Here is a 17,565-nt window from a genome sequence, read left to right on the forward strand (position 1 = left end):
GTCTCCGATACCGCGCCATCGGGGCGGCCCACCCCTTTTGACCTCGTACGAAACAAGCCGGAGTAATGACGCCGCGAGCGTGGGAAGGAACAGAGTGATCTAGTGGGGGCCCGGGGTTGTCCGGTGGAGCGGGGGAACAGAACATGGGGAGAGACCGCAAGGGAGCCTCGATGATCGAGATCTGGCCGGGAGACCCTTATCCGCTCGGGGCGACCTACGACGGCGCCGGCACCAACTTCTCGCTCTACACCGAGGTCGCCGATCAGGTCGAGCTGTGCTTGTTCGACGAGGACAACGTCGAGTCGCGGGTGCCGCTGAGCGAGGTGGACGGGTTCATCTGGCACGGGTACCTGCCGGGCATCGGGCCGGGGCAGCGGTACGGCTACCGCGTCCACGGCCCGTACGAGCCGGCGCACGGCATGCGGTGCAACCCGAGCAAGCTGCTGCTCGACCCGTACGCGATGGCCATCGAGGGCGGGGTCAACTGGAACGAGGCGGTCTACGGTTACCGGTTCGGCTCGCCGGACGTCAGGAACGACCGCGACTCGGCGCCGTACGTGCCGCGTTCCGTGGTGATCAATCCGTTCTTCGGCTGGGGGCACGACCGGCCGCCCGCGACGCCGTACCACGACACCGTGATCTACGAGGCGCACGTGCGCGGGCTCACGATAAGCCACCCCAAGATCCCCAAGCACCTGCGCGGCACGTACGCGGCCCTCGGCCACCCCGAGATCCTCGACCATCTCACCAAGCTCGGCGTGACGGCGCTGGAGCTGATGCCGGTCCACCAGTTCGTCACCGACCACATCCTGGAGCAGCGCGGGCTGTCCAACTACTGGGGCTACAACTCGATCGGCTTCTTCGCCCCGCACAACCGCTACTCCAGCCAGGGGCAGCGCGGAGGGCAGGTGCTGGAGTTCAAGGCGATGGTGCGCTCGCTGCACGAAGCGGGCATCGAGGTCATTCTCGACGTCGTCTACAACCACACCGCCGAGGGCAACCACCTGGGGCCCACGCTGGGGTTCCGTGGGATCGACAACCTCAACTACTACCGGCTGGTCGAGAACGACAGACGGTACTACGTGGACACCACGGGCACCGGCAACAGCCTGCTCATGCGCTCCCCGCACGTCCTCCAAATGATCATGGACTCGCTGCGGTACTGGGTCATCGAGATGCACGTCGACGGGTTCAGGTTCGACCTGGCCTCGACGCTGGCGCGGGAGCTGCACGAGGTCGACCGGCTGAGCGCCTTCTTCGACCTGGTGCAGCAGGACCCGGTGCTGTCGCAGGTCAAGCTCATCGCCGAGCCGTGGGACGTGGGCCCAGGCGGATACCAGGTGGGCAACTTCCCGTCCCGCTGGACGGAGTGGAACGGGCGCTACCGCGACACGATCCGCGACCTGTGGCGCGGGCAGGCGGCCACGCTGCCCGAGTTCGGCTCCCGGTTCACCGGGTCGAGCGACCTGTACAAGGACGACAGCCGCCGCCCTGCCGCCTCCATCAACTTCGTGACCTGCCACGACGGCTTCACCTTGCAGGACCTCGTGTCGTTCAACAACAAGCACAACGAGGCGAACAAGGAGGGCAACCGCGACGGCACCGACGACAACCGGTCGTGGAACTGCGGCGAGGAAGGCCCCGGCGGCATCGCCATCGAGTCGCTGCGCGAGCAGCAGAAACGCAACTTCCTCACCACGCTGTTCCTCTCCCAGGGCGTGCCGATGCTCTCGCACGGCGACGAGCTGGGGCGCACGCAGCGCGGCAACAACAACGGCTACTGCCAAGACAACGAGCTGACCTGGGTGGACTGGTCGGACGTCAGGGAGAACTGGCTGCTGCTCGAATTCACCCAGAGCCTGGCCGAGCTGCGCAAGAAACATCCGGTGTTCCGGCGGCGCAGGTTCTTCTACGGCAAGCCGGTACGCGGGCTGCGCGACATCGCCTGGCTCACCCCGGCCGGCGAGGAGATGAACGACGGCGACTGGCACGTCGGATACGCCAAGTCCCTGGCCGTCTTCCTGAACGGCGACGCCATCACCGAGCCCGACAGGCGTGGCCGGCCGATCAGGGACGACTCCTTCCTCCTGCTGTTCAACGCGCACTACGACACCATCAAGTTCACGATCCCCAAGGACTATGGCGAGATGTGGCATACGGAGATCGACACGGCCATGCCGATCAGGCTGGACGCGCGGATGGTCAAGGCGGGCGACGCGATCGCGGTGCCGGGCCGCAGCGTGCGGGTGCTGCGCCGTGTCTAGGCCGCCGGGCACCTCCAGGCCGCCGGGCTTGTTCCGGCCCGTGTCCACCTACCGGGTGCAGCTCACCCCCGACTTCGGCTTCGCCCAGGTGGCCGAGATCGCCGGCTACCTGCGCGACCTCGGCGTAAGCCACGTCTATCTCTCGCCCATCCTGCAGTCCACGCCCGAGTCGCGGCACGGCTACGACGTCACCGACCACTCCAGGATCAGGGAGGAGTTCGGCGGCGCCACCGGGTTCAGGGAGATGGCGCAGCAACTCGCCGCCCAGGACCTCGGCATCGTGGTCGACATCGTGCCGAACCACATGAACACCGTGAACGCCCAGTTCTGGTCGGTGCTCAAGGACGGGCCCGCCTCGCCGTACGCCTCCTGGTTCGACATCGACTGGGTGGACGGCAAGGTCGCGCTGCCCGTCCTCGGCGACGACACCCCGCCCGTCGTGGACGGCGACGTGCTGCGCTACCACGAGCACGCCTTCCCCCACCCCGGCCACTACCGGCTCGTCGACTGGCGCGAAGGCCCCGGCTACCGGCGCTTCTTCGACGTGTCGACGCTGATCGGCCTGCGCGTCGAAGACCCCGCCGTGCTGTTCGCCACGCACGAGGTGATCTTCTGGCTGCTCGACGAAGGGCTCGTCGACGGGCTCCGCGTCGACCACCCCGACGGCCTCGCCGACCCGCGCGGCTACCTCGAACGGCTGCGCGCCCGCGCCGGCAGCGCCTGGACCGTCGTCGAGAAGATCCTCATCGGCCCCGAACGGCTGCCCGCCGACTGGGCCTGCGACGGCACCACCGGCTACGACGTGCTCAACCGCGTCAACGGCCTGTTCGTCGACCCCGCCGGCAAGGAGCCGCTCATCCGGCTCTTCGCCGGCCTGACCGGGCAGCCCGCCGAGTACCGGCCGGTGATGGCGCAGGCCAAACAGGAGGTGCTCGACCTGTTCTTCGGCGCCGAGGTGGACCGCCTCGCCAGGGTCACCTCCTGCGACCCCGCCGCCGTCCGCGAACTGCTCGCCGCCATGCCCGTCTACCGCGCCTACGTGGTGCCCGGCGAGCCGCCGCCCCCCTCCGCGATCGACACCGTCGAACTGGCCGCAGCCTCCTGCTCCGCCGCCGTCCGCCCCCTCGTCCAGGAGGTCCTGTACGGCTCCGCCGAGGCGATCGTCCGCTTCCAGCAGGCGTGCGGGCCCGTCATGGCCAAGGGCGTGGAGGACACCGCGCTCTACCGCTGGTTCCCGCTCGCCTGCCTGAACGAGGTGGGCGGGGAGCCCGACGTCTTCGGCGTGTCCGTGGAGGAGTTCCACGAGTTCTGCGCCGACCTGCCTCCCTACACGATGACCACCCTCTCCACCCACGACACCAAACGCTCCGAGGACGTGCGGGCCCGGCTGTCCGTGCTCTCCGAGATGCCCGGCGAATGGGCCGCCGCCGTCGCCGAATGGTCCGCCCAGGTCAGCTTCGACCCGCACCTCGACTACCTGGCCTGGCAGAACCTCATGGCCGCCTGGCCCATCTCCGCCGAACGCTTCACCGACTACCTCCTCAAGGCCGCCCGCGAAGCCAAGACCGCCATCTCCTGGGTGAACCCCGACCCCGACTACGAACGGCGCCTGCGCGCCTTCGCCGAGGCCGCCGTTCGCCTCCCGGTCGGCGGCTTCACCGAGCGCATCGACCCGTACGCCGTCTCCAACTCCCTCGGGGCCAAGCTGGTGCAGCTCATGATGCCGGGGGTGCCCGACGTGTACCAGGGGAACGAGACCACCGACTTCTCCCTCGTCGATCCGGATAACCGGCGGCCCGTGACGTACCCGCGCAAACCCGAGACCTCGTGGGACTCGGCCAAGCTCCTCGTCACCACCCAGGCTCTGCGGCTGAGGCGGCGGCTGGGGGGCGCGGCGGCGTACCTGCCGTTGCGGGCTGAGGGGGCTCGGGCTGAGCATGTGATCGCTTTCGCTCGGGGGTCTGCGGGTGATGTCGTGCGGGACGTGCCCGCCGGCCACCGGCCTGAGACGGTCGCCGACCACCGCACCGGCGCGGTCAACGACCACCGGAGCCAAGCAGCCGCCGGCCACCGGACCCAGGCGGCCGGCGACCACCCGCACCAGGCGGCGAACGCGTACCTCAACCAGGCGGCGACCAGCGACCACCCGCTCCGGGCGGCGACCAGCGACGACCAGTCCCGGGCGGCGACCAGCGACGACGAGCCCCGGGCGGCGACCAGCGACGACCAGCTTCGCGCGGCGACCAGCGACGACCAGCTTCGCGCGGCGACCAGCGACGACGAGCCCCGGGCGGCGACCAGCGACCACCAACCCCAGGCCGCCGATGAGCGCCATGCCCAGACGGCTGATGAGCACCACGCCCAGGCCGCCGATGAGCACCACACCCGGACGGCTGATGAGCCCCACTCCCGGACGGCTGATGAAGCCTACGCCCAGGTGGCCGATGAGCCCCACGCCCATTCGGCCGATGAGCCCCACGCCCGGTCGGCCGATGAGCACCACGCCCAGGCGGCCGATGAGCCCCACACCCAGACGGCGGGCGAGCACCAGGCGCGGGCCGAGGCGGGGGAGCGGTCGCAGGCCGATGCCGGGGCGCGGGCGCAGACCGATGCCGGGGCGTGGGCGCGGACCGAGGCCGGGGAGCGGGCGCGGGCCATCGCCGAGGCCGGGATGCGGCCGAGGGCGGTCGTGGTCGCCACCCGCCTCCCGGTGGGCCTGGCCGCCTCGGGCGGATGGGGCGCCACCACGTTGACGTTGCCCGCGGGCACCTGGCGCGACCTGCTCACCGGTGGCCTGTTCACCGGACGCATCCCGCTCGCGCACCTGCTCGGTCAGTATCCGGTCTCACTCCTGGAGAGACATGATCTTTGAGGTCTGGGCACCGAAGGCCACGGCGGTGGAAGTGGACGTCCTGGGCGGGCGGCGGGCGATGTCGCCCGGTGAGGGGGGCTGGTGGTCGGCGGAGGTGGAGGGAGCCCAGCACGGCACCCGGTACGCCTTCGTGGTGGACGGCGACGGGCCGTACCCCGACCCGCGCACCCGTCGGCAACCAGAGGGGATCTTCGGGCAGAGCGCGGTGTACGACCACGGCCGCTTCACCTGGTCCGACCACGACTGGAAGGGGCGCGACCTGCGCGGATCCGTGATCTACGAGCTGCACATCGGGACGTTCACCCCGGAGGGGACGTTCGCGGCGGCCATCGAGAAGCTGCCGCACCTGGTGGAGCTCTGCGTCGACTTCGTGGAGGTCATGCCGGTCGCGCCCGTGCCCGGCGGGCGGAACTGGGGCTACGACGGCGTCGATCTCTACGCCGTGAACGAGACGTACGGCGGGCCGGACGGGCTCAAGTCGTTCGTCGACGCCTGTCACCAGGCCGGGGTCGGGGTCATCCTGGACGTCGTCTACAACCATCTCGGGCCTTCCGGAAACTTCCTGCGGCCGTTCGGGCCGTACTTCTCCGGCTTCGACGGCAGCTACTGGGGCGAAGCGGTCAACCTGGACGGGCCGGAGTCCGACGAGGTGCGGCGCTACTTCATCGGCAACGCGCTGCAGTGGCTGCGCGACTACCACATTGACGGGCTGCGGCTGGACGCCGTCCACGCGCTGCACGACAAGCGCGCCAAGCACCTGCTGGCCGAACTGGCGGAAGAGGTGGACACGCTGGCCTGCTCGGTCGGCCGTCCGCTGTCGCTGATCGCCGAGTCGGACCTCAACGACCCGCGCATGGTGCGCTCGCTCGACGCCGGAGGGCTGGGCATGACCGCCCAGTGGGACGACGACGTCCACCACGCCCTGCACTGCGCCGTCAGCGGCGAGAGCCACGGCTACTACCAGGACTTCGCCCAGCTCACAGCCCTGGCCAAGGTGCTCACGCACGGCGTCGTGCACGACGGCACCCACTCCAGCTTCCGCGCCAGGGCACACGGCAGCTCCTTCGCGGGCGTGCCCGGATACCGGCTGGTCGCCTGCCTGCAGAACCACGACCAGATCGGCAACCGGCCCGCCGGCGACCGGCTCCCGATCCCGGCACTCAAAATCGGCGCCGGACTGCTCCTGACCTCGCCCTTCACCCCCATGCTGTTCATGGGCGAGGAGTGGGGGGCGCGCACGCCGTTCCTGTTCTTCTCCGATCATGTCGAGCCCGAGCTGCGGGACAGCGAAGGGGTGCGGCGGGAGCGGGAGTTCGACGGCTTCGGGTACGTGTGGGAGGCGCCGAACCCCTCGGCCGAGGAGACGTTCCTGCAGTGCAAGCTGGACTGGGGGGAGGTCAAGGAGGAGGCGCACTGGTCGTTGCTGTGCTGGTATCGCGACCTGATCGCGCTGCGCAAGGCGTTGCCCGAGCTGTCGGACCCGCGGCTGGACCGGGTGCGGGTGGAGATGGACCCGCTCGGGAAGTGGCTGCTGGTCTGGCGGGGGGAGCTGGCGGTGGCGGTGAACTTCTCACAGGAGTCGGTGACCGTGCCGTTGACGCCTGGGACGGTGTTGCTGGCTTCTGACGAGCCGGTGGCGGCGGATGGGGAAGGGATGCGCCTTCCTGCACAGTCCATGGTGATTTGTCGGCCTGCTTCCGGGTGAGTGAGGTAGGTCGTTGGGTTCTGCGCCTGCTGCTGCGTCTGCTTCTGGCCCGGGCGCACACGCGGTAGGCATGCGGGGGCGACTCAGTAATGCAGCAGGCGTGCGCGGGGTGGCTCGATGGTGGGGAGGCGTGTCAGGAGCGGCTCGATGATGCTGGAGGCGCGGGCGAGGGGCGGCTCCATGGTGCTGGAGGCGTGCGAGGGGTGGCCCAAGGGTGCCGGTAGGCGTACTCGGGGGCTTGGCGGTGCGGGTGAGCGTCTGCAGCGCGGCGTTGGGTGTTGAGGGGCGGGGGCCGGCTGGGGTGGTGTGGGTCACGCTGCGAGGACGCGGGCCGGCTCGGGTGGGCGGAAGTCGACTGAGGTCAGCGTGGCGTGGTGAGGGGCTTGGGTGGCGCAGAGCCAGTCGTTCAGGGAGCCCGTGAAGCCTGAGGGCGGGCCGACCTTGAGGCAGGTGACCTGACCGGTGCCGGGGGCTGGGCCGACCTTCAGGCGACGGATGCTGCCGGTGCGGCCCAGCTCTCCCGCGTCCGCGTCGTACGGGGTGAGGCGGACGCCGAAGGGGAGGCCGCCGTCCGGCTGGTCCGAGGGCTGGATGTGGAGGAAGTCATCGATTTTGCGGGTGGTGGCTTCCGGGTGGATGGCCAGGTAGGAGAGGTGGTCGGTCAGCAGGCGGTTGGCGACCGTGCGCAGGAGGTTGGTGGCGCACAGGTTGTGGGCGCAGGCGGCGCCGTCCAGGGTGATCTCCGGTAGGGCGAAGCGGCGCAGGCCCCGGGACGTGACGCGCAGGCAGTCGCACGCACCCATGTCGGACGGGTCCCACGGTGGGCAGGTGGCGGCGTCGTGGACCTGGACGTCCCAGGACAGCCAGTCGTCGTCCAGGCGGAAGTGGGTGGGCTCGCCCGCGCATCGGCCGCACGTGAGGATCGTCGAGTCGGTCACGGGGTCTATCAGGAGGCCGTCGCTCTCCCTGGCCAGGGCCCTGGCTGAGGCGCGGGCCACTTGCACGGCGGTCGGGAGCCGGTGCGGGGGTGCGGTGGTGGAGACGATCACATGTTGTTTCGTGCGGCGGAGGCGGCGTCTCTCGTCGTCGGTGAGAGTGGTGGCCGTTGGTTTCCAGGGGGTTGCGTGGTGGGCGACCGAGAGGGTGCCGTGGGCGGCTGCGGTGATGGCGGCGCGTTTGAACGGGCCGCCGACGCGCCAGGGGACGAAGGACTCGACGTCGAAGGGGACTTGTTCCATGGCGACGATGAAGTGGGAGGTCAGGGTGCTGGGGAGAGGGATTGTGATCTTCATGGTGGGGCCTCCGGGTGGGTGGGCTGAGGTCAGCTCCGGGCTTGGCTGGGGTTCGGAGGCACCCAGGATCTGAGATTAGGGGTGGGGGTTGTGGAGCCGAACGGGGTTCTGTGGATGAGTGGGGGAAGGGGGGCGGGACCTGTGGATAACTGCGTCAGGTGAGTGGTTGGTGGCGATCGGGTTGAGTGCGTGGGAGGCGGGCGTTCAGCGATGTGGGCGTTCAGGGTGGGGGCTGGCCAGGGTGGCGGGTGTTCAGGGCGGTGGGCGCTCAGCCACGTGAGCGTCCAGGGCGGTGGGCGTTCGGGAGGCGACCGTCCGGGCCGGCGGGCGTCCAGGGGGATCGGCAAAGTGAGGTGGGGTGGGCCGCTTGGACGAGTGGGCGTGGCCGGGGCTGGGCTGGCTGGGTGAGGGTCAGCGGAGGGTGTGGGCGGCTTCGGTGGCTTCGGTGATGGCTGCTGGGATGTCCAGGACTGGGAAGACGACGTGGCGGATGGTTCGTGCGCGGTCGATTACCAGGATCAGGCGCTTGAGCTTCAGGTCCTGACCGGCGCGGAAGGTCGGCAGGCGCAGGGCCGCTGTGAGGCGCAGGTCCACGTCGGAGAGCAGGGGGAACGGGATTGACTCTGCGGCGGCGAAGGCGGCCTGCTGGTCCGGGCGTTGTGTGCTGATGCCGTGGACGGTGATGCCGGCGGCGGTGAGGTCGGGGTGACGGCCGCGGAACAGGCGGTTCTCGAGTGTGCAGCCGGACGCTCCTGGCACCTGGTCCCAGTCCGGGGGCAGGGAGGTGGCCGGGCCGGTCGAGGGATAGGTGAACAGGATGGTGGCGCGAGCGTCGGCGACCACGTCGAGGTGGAGAGGTGGTGCGGTGTCGAGGGTGGCGGGCTGCGTGGCGCCGAGGGTGGCGGATGGCGTGGCGCCGAGGGCGGCGGGTGGTGCGGTGTCGAGGGTGGGGCGTGGCGCGGTGTCGAGAGTGGCGGGCTGCGTGGTGTCGAGGGTGGCGGGTGGTGTGGTGCTTTGGGGGGTGGGTGGTCCGGCGGTGCAAGTGGTGGGTGAGGGTGTGTCAGGGGTGGCTGGTGGTGGGGGTCCGGTGGTAGCGGATGTCAGGGTGGCGGGCAGGAGGAGGGGGGAGGGGAGTGTAGTGCCGAGGAGGGCGTGTACGCGGGCCACCTCCGTTCCTTCGGCGCGAGGCATCCCCGTAGCCGAGCCGTCCCCCAGCAGCCAACGATCGGCCCAGTCCTGCATGCTGACCAGCGTCGGCGCCAGTGCCCAGCCCGTTTCCGTCAGCAGGTACTCGTGCCGCACCGGCCGCGACTGGTAGGCATCCCGTCGCAGTACGCCGTGCTCCACGAGATGCTTCAGCCGTTCGGTCAGCACTTTTCGGGAGATGCCCAGTTCTCGCAGCAGGTCGTCGAAGCGCCGGTGGCCGCGTGTTACTTCGCGGACGATCAACAGGCTCCACCAGTCGCCGATGACGGAGGCCGCCTGGGCGATCGAGCACTGGACGTCTTGCTCGCGTAGCTCCCTGACCATGGGGTGGACTTTACCTCGGTGGGTCTCTGATGGGAACTTAGTTAGTTTCGAAAGGAGACTGGTGTGACGGAAAAGTCCAGGGTCGTTCTGAACCGGAGAGCGCGGTCTGCCCGTCAAAGTGACGTGATCCCGTTTGAGATGATCGACGAAGATCTACGCACGGCACGCCGGCGGGCGCGCCGCTGGGACGAGCTGAACGAGCGCCGCGCGGCGGCCGCTGGCCTGGTGGGGGAGGCCTGGCGTGAGCTCGACAGGACGGACGTGTGGGATCAGGAGCGCGTGGCCGTGGTGGAGGCCAGGCTGGGGGCGTACCGGATCGTGCTCGCTGCGGTTGAGCGGGAGCTGGCCGAGGTGGGGCCGGCGCGCGAGCTGTATGAGGAGCTGCTGGTACGGGAGGAGCTGCGGCTGACGGGCTCGGCCGATCCGCGGGGTGCGGAGTTGCTGGAGATCGGGCGGATGGTGACCGAGTTGGACGTGGAGCTGCCTGCGACGGAGCGGGCCGGAGCCGCTGGTCGTGAGGTTCTGGACGGTGCCGGTGATCGGGGGGAGGCGGTGGCCGCGTTCGTCAGGGACGTAGGTGCGCTGGGGATGACGGTCGCGGCGGGCGTGACGGATGGTGAGGTGGAGGGGCTGGTGGCGCGGTTGGGGGAGCGCTGTGGGGAGCTGGCACGGCTGCGCGACACCCTGCGCGCCCGGCGTGAGGAACTGCTCCTGGGAGCAGCGTAAGAGCGCGGGAGCTGCTCTTGGAAGGGGGGCCTGCTCGTGTAAGCAGCGCGAGGGGGCAGGGAGCGGTGCTGAAAGGAGTGTGGGGGCGCGGGAAGCGGTGCTGAAAGGAGCCTGGGGGCGCGGGGAGCGGTTCCGGAAGGAGCGTGAGGGCGCGAGAGGCTGCTCGTGAAAGAAGGCGCGGGAAAGTGTTTCTCGGGGGTGCGAGGGGCGGCTCCTGGGAGAGAGTGTGAAGGTCAGCGTCTTAGGATCTGCCGGAGCACCTGCTCCAGCGTCCCCGCCGGATCCTGGACCGCCCCCGGCGACCGCCAGGCCACGTACCCATCCGGCCGGACCAGTACGGCGCCGCCCCCGCTGACGCCGTACCGCTCCTCGAAACACCCCTCCACGTCCAGCAGTTCGTCATCCACCGGCAGCCGCGTCAGCGCCACCCCGAGCCGTTCCTTGACGACCCGCCCCGCCTCCATCCACGCCTGCCGCCCCTGCTTGGCGGCCATGAGGACGAAGCCGGACCCGAACAGGTCGATGGTGGAGATGCGTTGCCCGTCCCAGTCGAGCACGACGTGCGGGGCGCGGCTGCCGGGCCGGCCGCCGGCCAGGCGGGGGTCCTCCAGGATGGAGCCGTCGTCGCCGGGCTCGGAGAGGATGGCCGTGGAGTGGTAGCGGTGGCCGAGGAGGGTGTGCAGGAGGTCGGGCAGGGGTTCCGGGTAGCCGATGCGGGCGGCCGGCGGCATGCGGGCGCCCAGTTCGGCGAGTTGCGCGTCGGCCGTCAGGGTGCCGATGGGCCGGCGTTCGGCGTCGTAGGTGTCGAGGAAGGCGGGCGCGGCCTGGCCGGTGAGGACCAGCCACAGCCGCCAGGCCAGGTCGGCGCCGTCCTGCAGGGCGGTGCTGCCGCCCTGGCCGCCGGTGGGCGGCATGGTGTGGGCGGCGTCGCCGGCGAGGAACACCCGTCCCGAACGGTAGGTGTCGGCGAGGACGTGCGCGATGCCGAACGTGGCCCGGTCGAGGATCCGCACGTCCAGGTCGGGGCGGCCGGTCGCCAGGCGGACGAGCTCGGCGCAGCGGTCCACGGGAAGAGGCCCCTCGGCGTCGTGCACGCCCAGGACGTGCGCTCCGGCCCCCGCGTCGTGCACGCCCAGGACGTGCGCTCCGGCTCCCGCGCCGGTCACCAGGGCGCCGGTGAGGTCGTCGTTGCGCAGGTACCAGAGCGTGACCTCGCGTTCGCGCACCAGGTCCGACAGGTCGGCGTCGAACATGATCGAGCACATCCTGCTCAGCTCGCCCCTGCCGGAGGTGGGCACGCCCAGCGCCGTACGCAGCGGGCTGTGGTGACCGTCGGCGGCCACCACGTAGTCGGCGCGTACGAGCCGGTCGCCGTCCTTGCCGCGGATGAGTGCCGTCACGCCGTCGGCGTCCTGCTCCAGTGAGACCAGCTCGGTGGAGAAGCGCAGGTCGGCGCCCAGCTCCTCGGCCTTGACCCGCAGCACCCGCTCGATGTCGGCCTGCGGCGCCCCCACCATCGCGACCGGCGTGAGAGCGGCCAGGAAGGCGCGCTCGGCCTGCCCGCCGTCGGTGATCAGGTGCGGTTCGGGGTCGGCCATGTCGCGGGCGATCGCGATGCGCATGCCGTCCCCGATGCCCGCCCAGATGTCCCTGAGCTCGTCCTCGATCCCCTGAACGGGGCGCAGCAGTTCGAGCGCCCGCGGCCCGATCCCGAACGCCTTGGGCTGGACGGAGGTGCTCGGATGCCGTTCGACCAGCATCACGGGCACCTCGCGCCAGGCCAGCAGCGTCGCGGCGCTGAGCCCCGCGTACCCGCCGCCGACCACCAGAACGGGCACTCGTTCCATTGAAGCCACCTCCGAGCACGCGTACTATCGCGTCTGCGTCAGGGCAACACGATATGACGCGTGCGTGGAGGGGTCAAGATATATCGCGAAATATCAGGACAGGTGGCGTTCCAGGGACTCGAGCTTGGAGGTCATGCCGTCCGAGACGCCCTCGCGCAGGTCGGCCTTGAGCACCAGGCTCACCCGGGGAGCGACCTCGGCCACGGCGTCCACGGCGCGCTTGACGACGTCCATGACCTCGTCCCACTCGCCCTCGATGGTGGTGAACATGGCGTCGGTGCGGTTGGGCAGCCCGCTCTCGCGCACGACCTTGACGGCGCGGGCGACGGGCTCGGCGACCCCTTCGCCGACGCCCAGCGGGGTGATGGAGAAAGCGACGATCATCAAAGCTCCTCAGCGAACTCGGCGAGAGACAGCGAGAAACAGCAAAAGACAGCGAAAAGCCACGACGTCCGCAGAACGCCGTGGCCGCCGCCGTACATCACGTCACGTCACGTCACGCGTGGTCGTGCTCTTCGTCGTCCTCTTCCTCGCTCGGCCCCTCGGACGGCTCGACGCCGAGCACGGCCTCGCGGGGCTCGATCTCGCTGATGTGGTCGACGAGCTGCAGCACGTGGTCGGGCTCGATCAGCCACTGCAGCGCCGAGGCGCCGGAGTCGTCGGAGCCGACCAGCTCGGCCTGCTCGGTGCGCTCCTCATCGGTGAGATCGGCGTCCGGATGCCGGATCTCGGCAAGCGCCGCGGCCTGCAGCGCGTCCATGTCGAGCACCTCCACGGTCAGCTCGACCGTCAGGCGCAGGAACTTCGGTTCATCACTCATGGCGACGATGCTAGGGCAGCTTCCACTCCACAGGCGCCGCGCCTTGCGCGGCGAGCAGCTCATTCGCGCGGCTGAAGGGCCGCGAGCCGAAGAAACCGCTGCGCGCCGACAGCGGGGACGGGTGCGCCGACTCGATGCGCGGCACCTGGCCGAGCATGGGCGCCAGGTTGCGCGCGTCGCGCCCCCACAGGATGGCCACCATCGGCTTGTCGCGCGCCACCAGCGCGCGGATGGCCTGCTCGGTGACCTGCTCCCAGCCCTTGCCGCGGTGCGAGGCGGGCTTGCCGGGCATCACGGTGAGCACCCTGTTGAGCAGCAGGACGCCCTGGTCGGCCCACGGCGTCAGGTCGCCGTTGGCGGGACGCGGGAGCCCCAGGTCGGTCTCCATCTCCTTGTAGATGTTGACCAGGCTGCCGGGCAGCGGACGCACCTCGGGCGCCACGGAGAACGACAGGCCGACGGGGTGACCGGGCGTCGGGTACGGGTCCTGACCCACGATCAGCACCTTGACGTCGTCGAAGGGCTGGTTGAAAGCACGCAGCACGTTGGCGCCGGCGGGCAGGTACTGCCTGCCTTCGGCGATCTCGTTGCGCAGGAACTCTCCCATCAGGGAGATCTGCTCGGACACGGGCTCGAGGGCGCGCGCCCAACCCTCTTCGACGACTTCGTTCAACGGACGACCGGCCATGGCCGTTGAGCTTAGTCAGGTCTGGTACGGCTTGCCTGCCAAACCCAGGGACAAGCCGTACCAGAATGATCACAACGACGGCTTGCCGGGCTTGAACAGCCACGCGTCGAAGAGGCCCGCGAGATCCCTGCCCGACACGCGCTGCGCCAGCGCCACGAAGGCGGCGGTGTCGGCGTTGCCGTACCGGTGCTCGCGCACCCAGGCGCGCAGGATCGCGAAGAACGCGTCGTCGCCGACCGCACCTCGCAGCACGTGCAGCGTCATCGCGCCGCGGTCGTAGACGGGGGCGTGGAAGAGGTTCTCGGGGCCGCCGGGGTCGGCGGCTGGGGTCTGCCAGAACTCGTCGTCGGCCGGCCGCGCGTACGCCTCGTCGAAGGCGTCCTGCACGCTCTGCGCGCCGCGCTGCTCGCTCCAGAGCCATTCGCCGTACGTGGCGAAGCCCTCGTTCAGCCAGATGTCGCGCCACAGCGTGGGCGTCACCGAGTTGCCGAACCACTGGTGCGCCAGCTCGTGCGCGAGCAGCGACTCGCTGGGGACGCGCGGGTAGATGGGCCGGGTCTGCGTCTCCAGCGCGTAGCCGACCTCGGGCGCGTGGTCCACGATGCCGCCGGTCGAGGAGTACGGGTACCGTCCGAAGAGCCCGCTGAAGTAGTCGAGCACCGGCGGGTGCCGCTCGGCGAAGCCCGTGGCGTCACCGGCCGCCTTCGGGTCCACGGCGGTGGTCACCCGGTAGCGGCCGATCCGGGCGTCGGCCAGGCCGAACGCGCCGATCGACACCGTGGCCAGGTAGGCGGCCATCGGCTCGCGGGAGTTCCACACGTACGTGGTGCGCCCGCCCTTCGACGCCTTGCGCACCAGGTCGCCGTTGGCCACCGCGACGACGGGGCCGGGCACGGTCACCGTGAAGCGGTGCGTGGCCTTGTCCGTCAGATGGTGGTTGCCGGGGTACCAGGTCATCGCGCCCTGGGGTTCGTTGGCGTTGAAGACGCCGTCATCGGTCTTGATCCACCCGTCCATGGAGCCGTCGGGGTCGATGACGTGGGCGGGGTTGCCGTCGTACCGGATCACGACGGAGAAGCCGCGCCGGTCGCGCAGTGTCCTGCGCGGGGTGACGACCAGCTCGGAGCCGCTCTGCGTGTAGGAGGCAGGCCTGCCGTCCACGGTCACGGAGCGGACGGTCAGCGTGTCGGCGAGGTCGAGGTTGAAGCGGCTCAGCGCCTGTGTGGCCCGTGCCGTCAGATCGGCGCGGCCGGACAGGCGGCCGGAGGCGGGGTCGTAGTCGAGGGTGAGGTCGTAGTGGAGGGCGTCGTACCCGCCGTTGCCCTGGCCGGGGAAGTACGGGTCGCCCGCGCCGGGCGCGCCCGGCGTGCCCGACGGGTCGGCGGTGGCGGGGGTGAGTGGAAGCGTGAGGAAGGCTGCTGCGGTCAGAGCGAGAAGACGCTTCATGAAAAAGCATCGAAACTGCTCGTTTGGGCGTTACGGCGGGCGCCCGCCCCCCACAAGTGGGAGCGGGCGCCCGTTCAAGCCGTCACTTGACGGAGCCGGCCATCATGCCCTGCACGAAGTACCGCTGGAACGCGAAGAACAGCACCAGCGGAATGATCAGCGACATGAACGCCCCCGACGAGAGGATGTCGGTGTTCGACCCGAACTGCCGCATCTGAGACTGCAGGTACTTGGTCATCGGCTGGTTCCCGGTGTCCGCGAAGACCAGCGCGATGAGCATGTCGTTCCACACCCACAGGAACTGGAAGATGCCCAGCGAGGCGATGGCGGGCTTGCCCAGCGGGAACACCACCGACACGAAGATCTTCCACTCCGACGCCCCGTCCATGCGCGCCGCCTCCAGCAGCGAGCCGGGGATGCCGACGAAGAAGTTGCGCAGCAGGAAGATCGCGAACGGCAGGCCGAAGGCCACGTGGAACAGCACCACTCCGAGGATGCTGCCGAAGATCCCGGTGCTGCCGTAGAAGGAGGCGATGGGGATCAGCGCGATCTGGACGGGCACGATCAGCAGCCCGACGACCACGAGGAACGCCACGTCCCTGCCGGGGAAGTCCATCCACGCGAACGCGTACCCGGCCATGGCCGCGATGCCGATCACCAGCACGGTGGTCGGCACGGTGATCGCGACCGTGTTCCAGAAGGACGCGGAGAACCCGCCGCCCAGCAGGTTGCCGTAGTTCTGGATGGTCAGCTCGGCCGGCTTGGTGAAGATCGTCCACCAGCCCTCCGCGCTGTTGACCTGGTTGGTCCGCAGTGAGACGACCAGCAGGCCGAGCGTCGGCACCAGCCAGAACAGGCCGAGCACGATCATGACGACCTGGACGGCGCCGCTGCCCAGCTTGTCGACGACTCTGCTGGCCAGGCCCCTGCGGGGCGCTCCGGACTCCAGCCCGGACGAGCCCGCGGGTGGCGCTGTGGCTGTCGCGGTCGTCATGACTCTCCCCTCCTGAACCGCCGGATGTTCATGACCATGAAGGGCAGGACCAGAACGAGCAGGAAGATCGCCAGCGCGCTGCCCAGTCCCTGGTTGTTCCCGCCGCCGAACGACACGCGCCACATCTCCAGCGCGACCACGTTCGCCTGCGGCTGCACCGAGGCCGGCGCGATGATGAACACCAGGTCGAACACCTTCAGCGTATTGATGATCATCGTCACGAAGACGACGAGCAGTACCGGCGACAGCAGCGGCACGGTGATCTTGCGGAACACCTGCCACTCCGTGGCGCCGTCGATGCGGGCCGCCTCCAGCGCGTCACGCGGGATGGCCGCCAGGCCGGCCGCGAGCAGCACCATGGCGAACCCGGCCCACACCCAGACGAACGCGCCGATGATCGCGGGCGTGATCAGTGTCGGGCCCAGCCACTGCAGGCCGCCGTAGGAGGCCTGGAAGTTCGACTGCGGCAGCCGTACGGTGTAGGCCCCCGGCGCCAGGCCCTCGAAGCGGAACGTGCCGTCCTCGGCCGTCGTGGCGGTGCCCGCGACCTGGCCGTTCTGCACCGCCTCGACGGTCATGCCGGGCAGGCCCTTCTCGGTGCCGTCCACGACGCCGCTCTGGCCGCCGCCGCCCTGCGTGAAGTCGAACCAGACGGTCCCCGACAGGCCGTCGCCCGCGGGGGCGGACTTGGCGGGCTGCGCGTTGGACGGCATGATCTCCGGCTTGACCCCGACGATCGGGATCAGCACCGGCGTGCCGGCCTGGGCGGGCTGCTTGGTGACGACCGCGCCGTCCTGCGCGGCGACCTGCGACTGGTCGCCCTCGCGCGGCCGGGCGTCCGGATAGCCCTGCGAGGAGGAGAACGTGTCGGCCACGGTGGTGAGGATGGCGTTGGCCAGGCCCTTGTCCGGGCTCTGCTCGTAGACGAGGCGGAAGATGACGCCCGCCGCCATGAGCGAGACGGCCATCGGCATGAACACGATCAGCTTGAACGCCGTCGCCCACTTGATGCGCTCGGTCAGCACGGCGAAGATCAGGCCCAGCACGGTGACGATGATCGGGGCGACGATCACCCAGATCAGGTTGTTGCGGATCGTCGTCAGCGTGCCCGCGTCGGTGAAGATCGACACGAAGTTGCCGAGCCCGACGAACTCGGTGAACCCGTTGGCGCCGTAGAGGCTGCGGATGAGGGAGTAGACGATCGGATAGACCACCCAGATCCCCAGCAGCACCGCTGCCGGGAGGAGGAAGGCGATGGCGACCGCCGGCGAGGGGCCGAGGCGTCGTCTGGTACGGGGGGTTTCAGCCGGTCCGGTGGAGGTGCCGCCCGCGGTCTGCGCCGCGGGCGGGTCCTGCCGGCCGTCCAACCGTTCGGTCACGG

At 70.0% G+C, this 17,565-nt stretch carries 13 protein-coding genes; 4 read left to right on the forward strand and 9 right to left on the reverse strand.

Features of this window, described 5'->3' with window-relative positions; all coding sequences use genetic code 11:
- Positions 1 to 170: 170 nt before the first annotated feature.
- Genes glgX through treZ form a run of 3 tightly spaced genes read left to right on the forward strand, consistent with a single transcriptional unit; the run spans position 171 to position 6,841 of the window.
- Positions 171 to 2,264, forward strand: coding sequence for a glycogen debranching protein GlgX (gene glgX, locus ABD331_RS07355; protein ID WP_344471883.1), 2,094 nt, complete (start codon positions 171 to 173; stop codon positions 2,262 to 2,264).
- Positions 2,257 to 5,136 (forward strand): malto-oligosyltrehalose synthase, encoded by a 2,880-nt coding sequence (gene treY / locus ABD331_RS07360; protein ID WP_344471885.1) that lies wholly within the window; start codon positions 2,257 to 2,259, stop codon positions 5,134 to 5,136. Before glgX ends, treY begins: the two co-directional genes overlap by 8 nt.
- Entirely contained in the window at positions 5,126 to 6,841 is a 1,716-nt protein-coding gene (treZ, locus tag ABD331_RS07365) for a malto-oligosyltrehalose trehalohydrolase (protein ID WP_344471887.1), read from the forward strand. Before treY ends, treZ begins: the two co-directional genes overlap by 11 nt.
- Before the next feature lie 311 nt (positions 6,842 to 7,152).
- Here the strand turns inward: treZ and ABD331_RS07370 are convergent, their stop codons facing one another.
- The gene (locus tag ABD331_RS07370) at positions 7,153 to 8,133 is read right to left on the reverse strand and encodes a hypothetical protein (protein WP_344471888.1); all 981 of its coding nucleotides are present in this window, start codon (positions 8,131 to 8,133) and stop codon (positions 7,153 to 7,155) included.
- A gap of 411 nt (positions 8,134 to 8,544) precedes the next feature.
- Positions 8,545 to 9,663, reverse strand: a complete 1,119-nt coding sequence (locus ABD331_RS07375) for a winged helix-turn-helix transcriptional regulator (RefSeq protein ID WP_344471889.1) — start codon at positions 9,661 to 9,663, stop codon at positions 8,545 to 8,547.
- A 138-nt stretch (positions 9,664 to 9,801) separates the two neighbouring features.
- Between ABD331_RS07375 and ABD331_RS07380 the strand changes: the two genes are divergently transcribed.
- Positions 9,802 to 10,389, forward strand: coding sequence for a hypothetical protein (locus ABD331_RS07380; RefSeq protein ID WP_344471890.1), 588 nt, complete (start codon positions 9,802 to 9,804; stop codon positions 10,387 to 10,389).
- A gap of 233 nt (positions 10,390 to 10,622) precedes the next feature.
- Here the strand turns inward: ABD331_RS07380 and ABD331_RS07385 are convergent, their stop codons facing one another.
- The 7 genes from ABD331_RS07385 to ABD331_RS07415 all read right to left on the reverse strand — a co-directional run bounded on the left by ABD331_RS07385 (position 10,623) and on the right by ABD331_RS07415 (position 17,563).
- Positions 10,623 to 12,236 (reverse strand): FAD-dependent monooxygenase, encoded by a 1,614-nt coding sequence (locus ABD331_RS07385; RefSeq protein ID WP_344471892.1) that lies wholly within the window; start codon positions 12,234 to 12,236, stop codon positions 10,623 to 10,625.
- A gap of 93 nt (positions 12,237 to 12,329) precedes the next feature.
- The gene (locus ABD331_RS07390) at positions 12,330 to 12,620 is read right to left on the reverse strand and encodes an MTH1187 family thiamine-binding protein (protein WP_344471894.1); all 291 of its coding nucleotides are present in this window, start codon (positions 12,618 to 12,620) and stop codon (positions 12,330 to 12,332) included.
- A 112-nt stretch (positions 12,621 to 12,732) separates the two neighbouring features.
- Positions 12,733 to 13,056 (reverse strand): hypothetical protein, encoded by a 324-nt coding sequence (locus ABD331_RS07395; protein ID WP_225272082.1) that lies wholly within the window; start codon positions 13,054 to 13,056, stop codon positions 12,733 to 12,735.
- Positions 13,057 to 13,066: 10 nt separating this feature from the next.
- On the reverse strand, positions 13,067 to 13,744 hold the full coding sequence (locus tag ABD331_RS07400; protein WP_344471898.1) for a uracil-DNA glycosylase: 678 nt from the start codon (positions 13,742 to 13,744) through the stop codon (positions 13,067 to 13,069).
- Between the two features lie 69 nt (positions 13,745 to 13,813).
- Positions 13,814 to 15,190 carry a M1 family metallopeptidase gene (locus tag ABD331_RS07405; RefSeq protein ID WP_344471900.1) on the reverse strand — a complete coding sequence of 459 codons (1,377 nt, stop codon included), beginning with the start codon at positions 15,188 to 15,190 and terminating at the stop codon, positions 13,814 to 13,816.
- Between the two features lie 82 nt (positions 15,191 to 15,272).
- A complete protein-coding gene (locus tag ABD331_RS07410) occupies positions 15,273 to 16,184 on the reverse strand; it encodes a carbohydrate ABC transporter permease (protein WP_344471902.1) in 912 nt (303 codons plus the stop codon).
- A complete protein-coding gene (locus tag ABD331_RS07415; RefSeq protein WP_344471904.1) occupies positions 16,181 to 17,563 on the reverse strand; it encodes an ABC transporter permease subunit in 1,383 nt (460 codons plus the stop codon). Before ABD331_RS07415 ends, ABD331_RS07410 begins: the two co-directional genes overlap by 4 nt.
- Positions 17,564 to 17,565 lie beyond the last annotated feature (2 nt).

It is taken from the genome of Nonomuraea monospora (genome assembly GCF_039531895.1).
Lineage (GTDB): Bacteria > Actinomycetota > Actinomycetes > Streptosporangiales > Streptosporangiaceae > Nonomuraea > Nonomuraea monospora.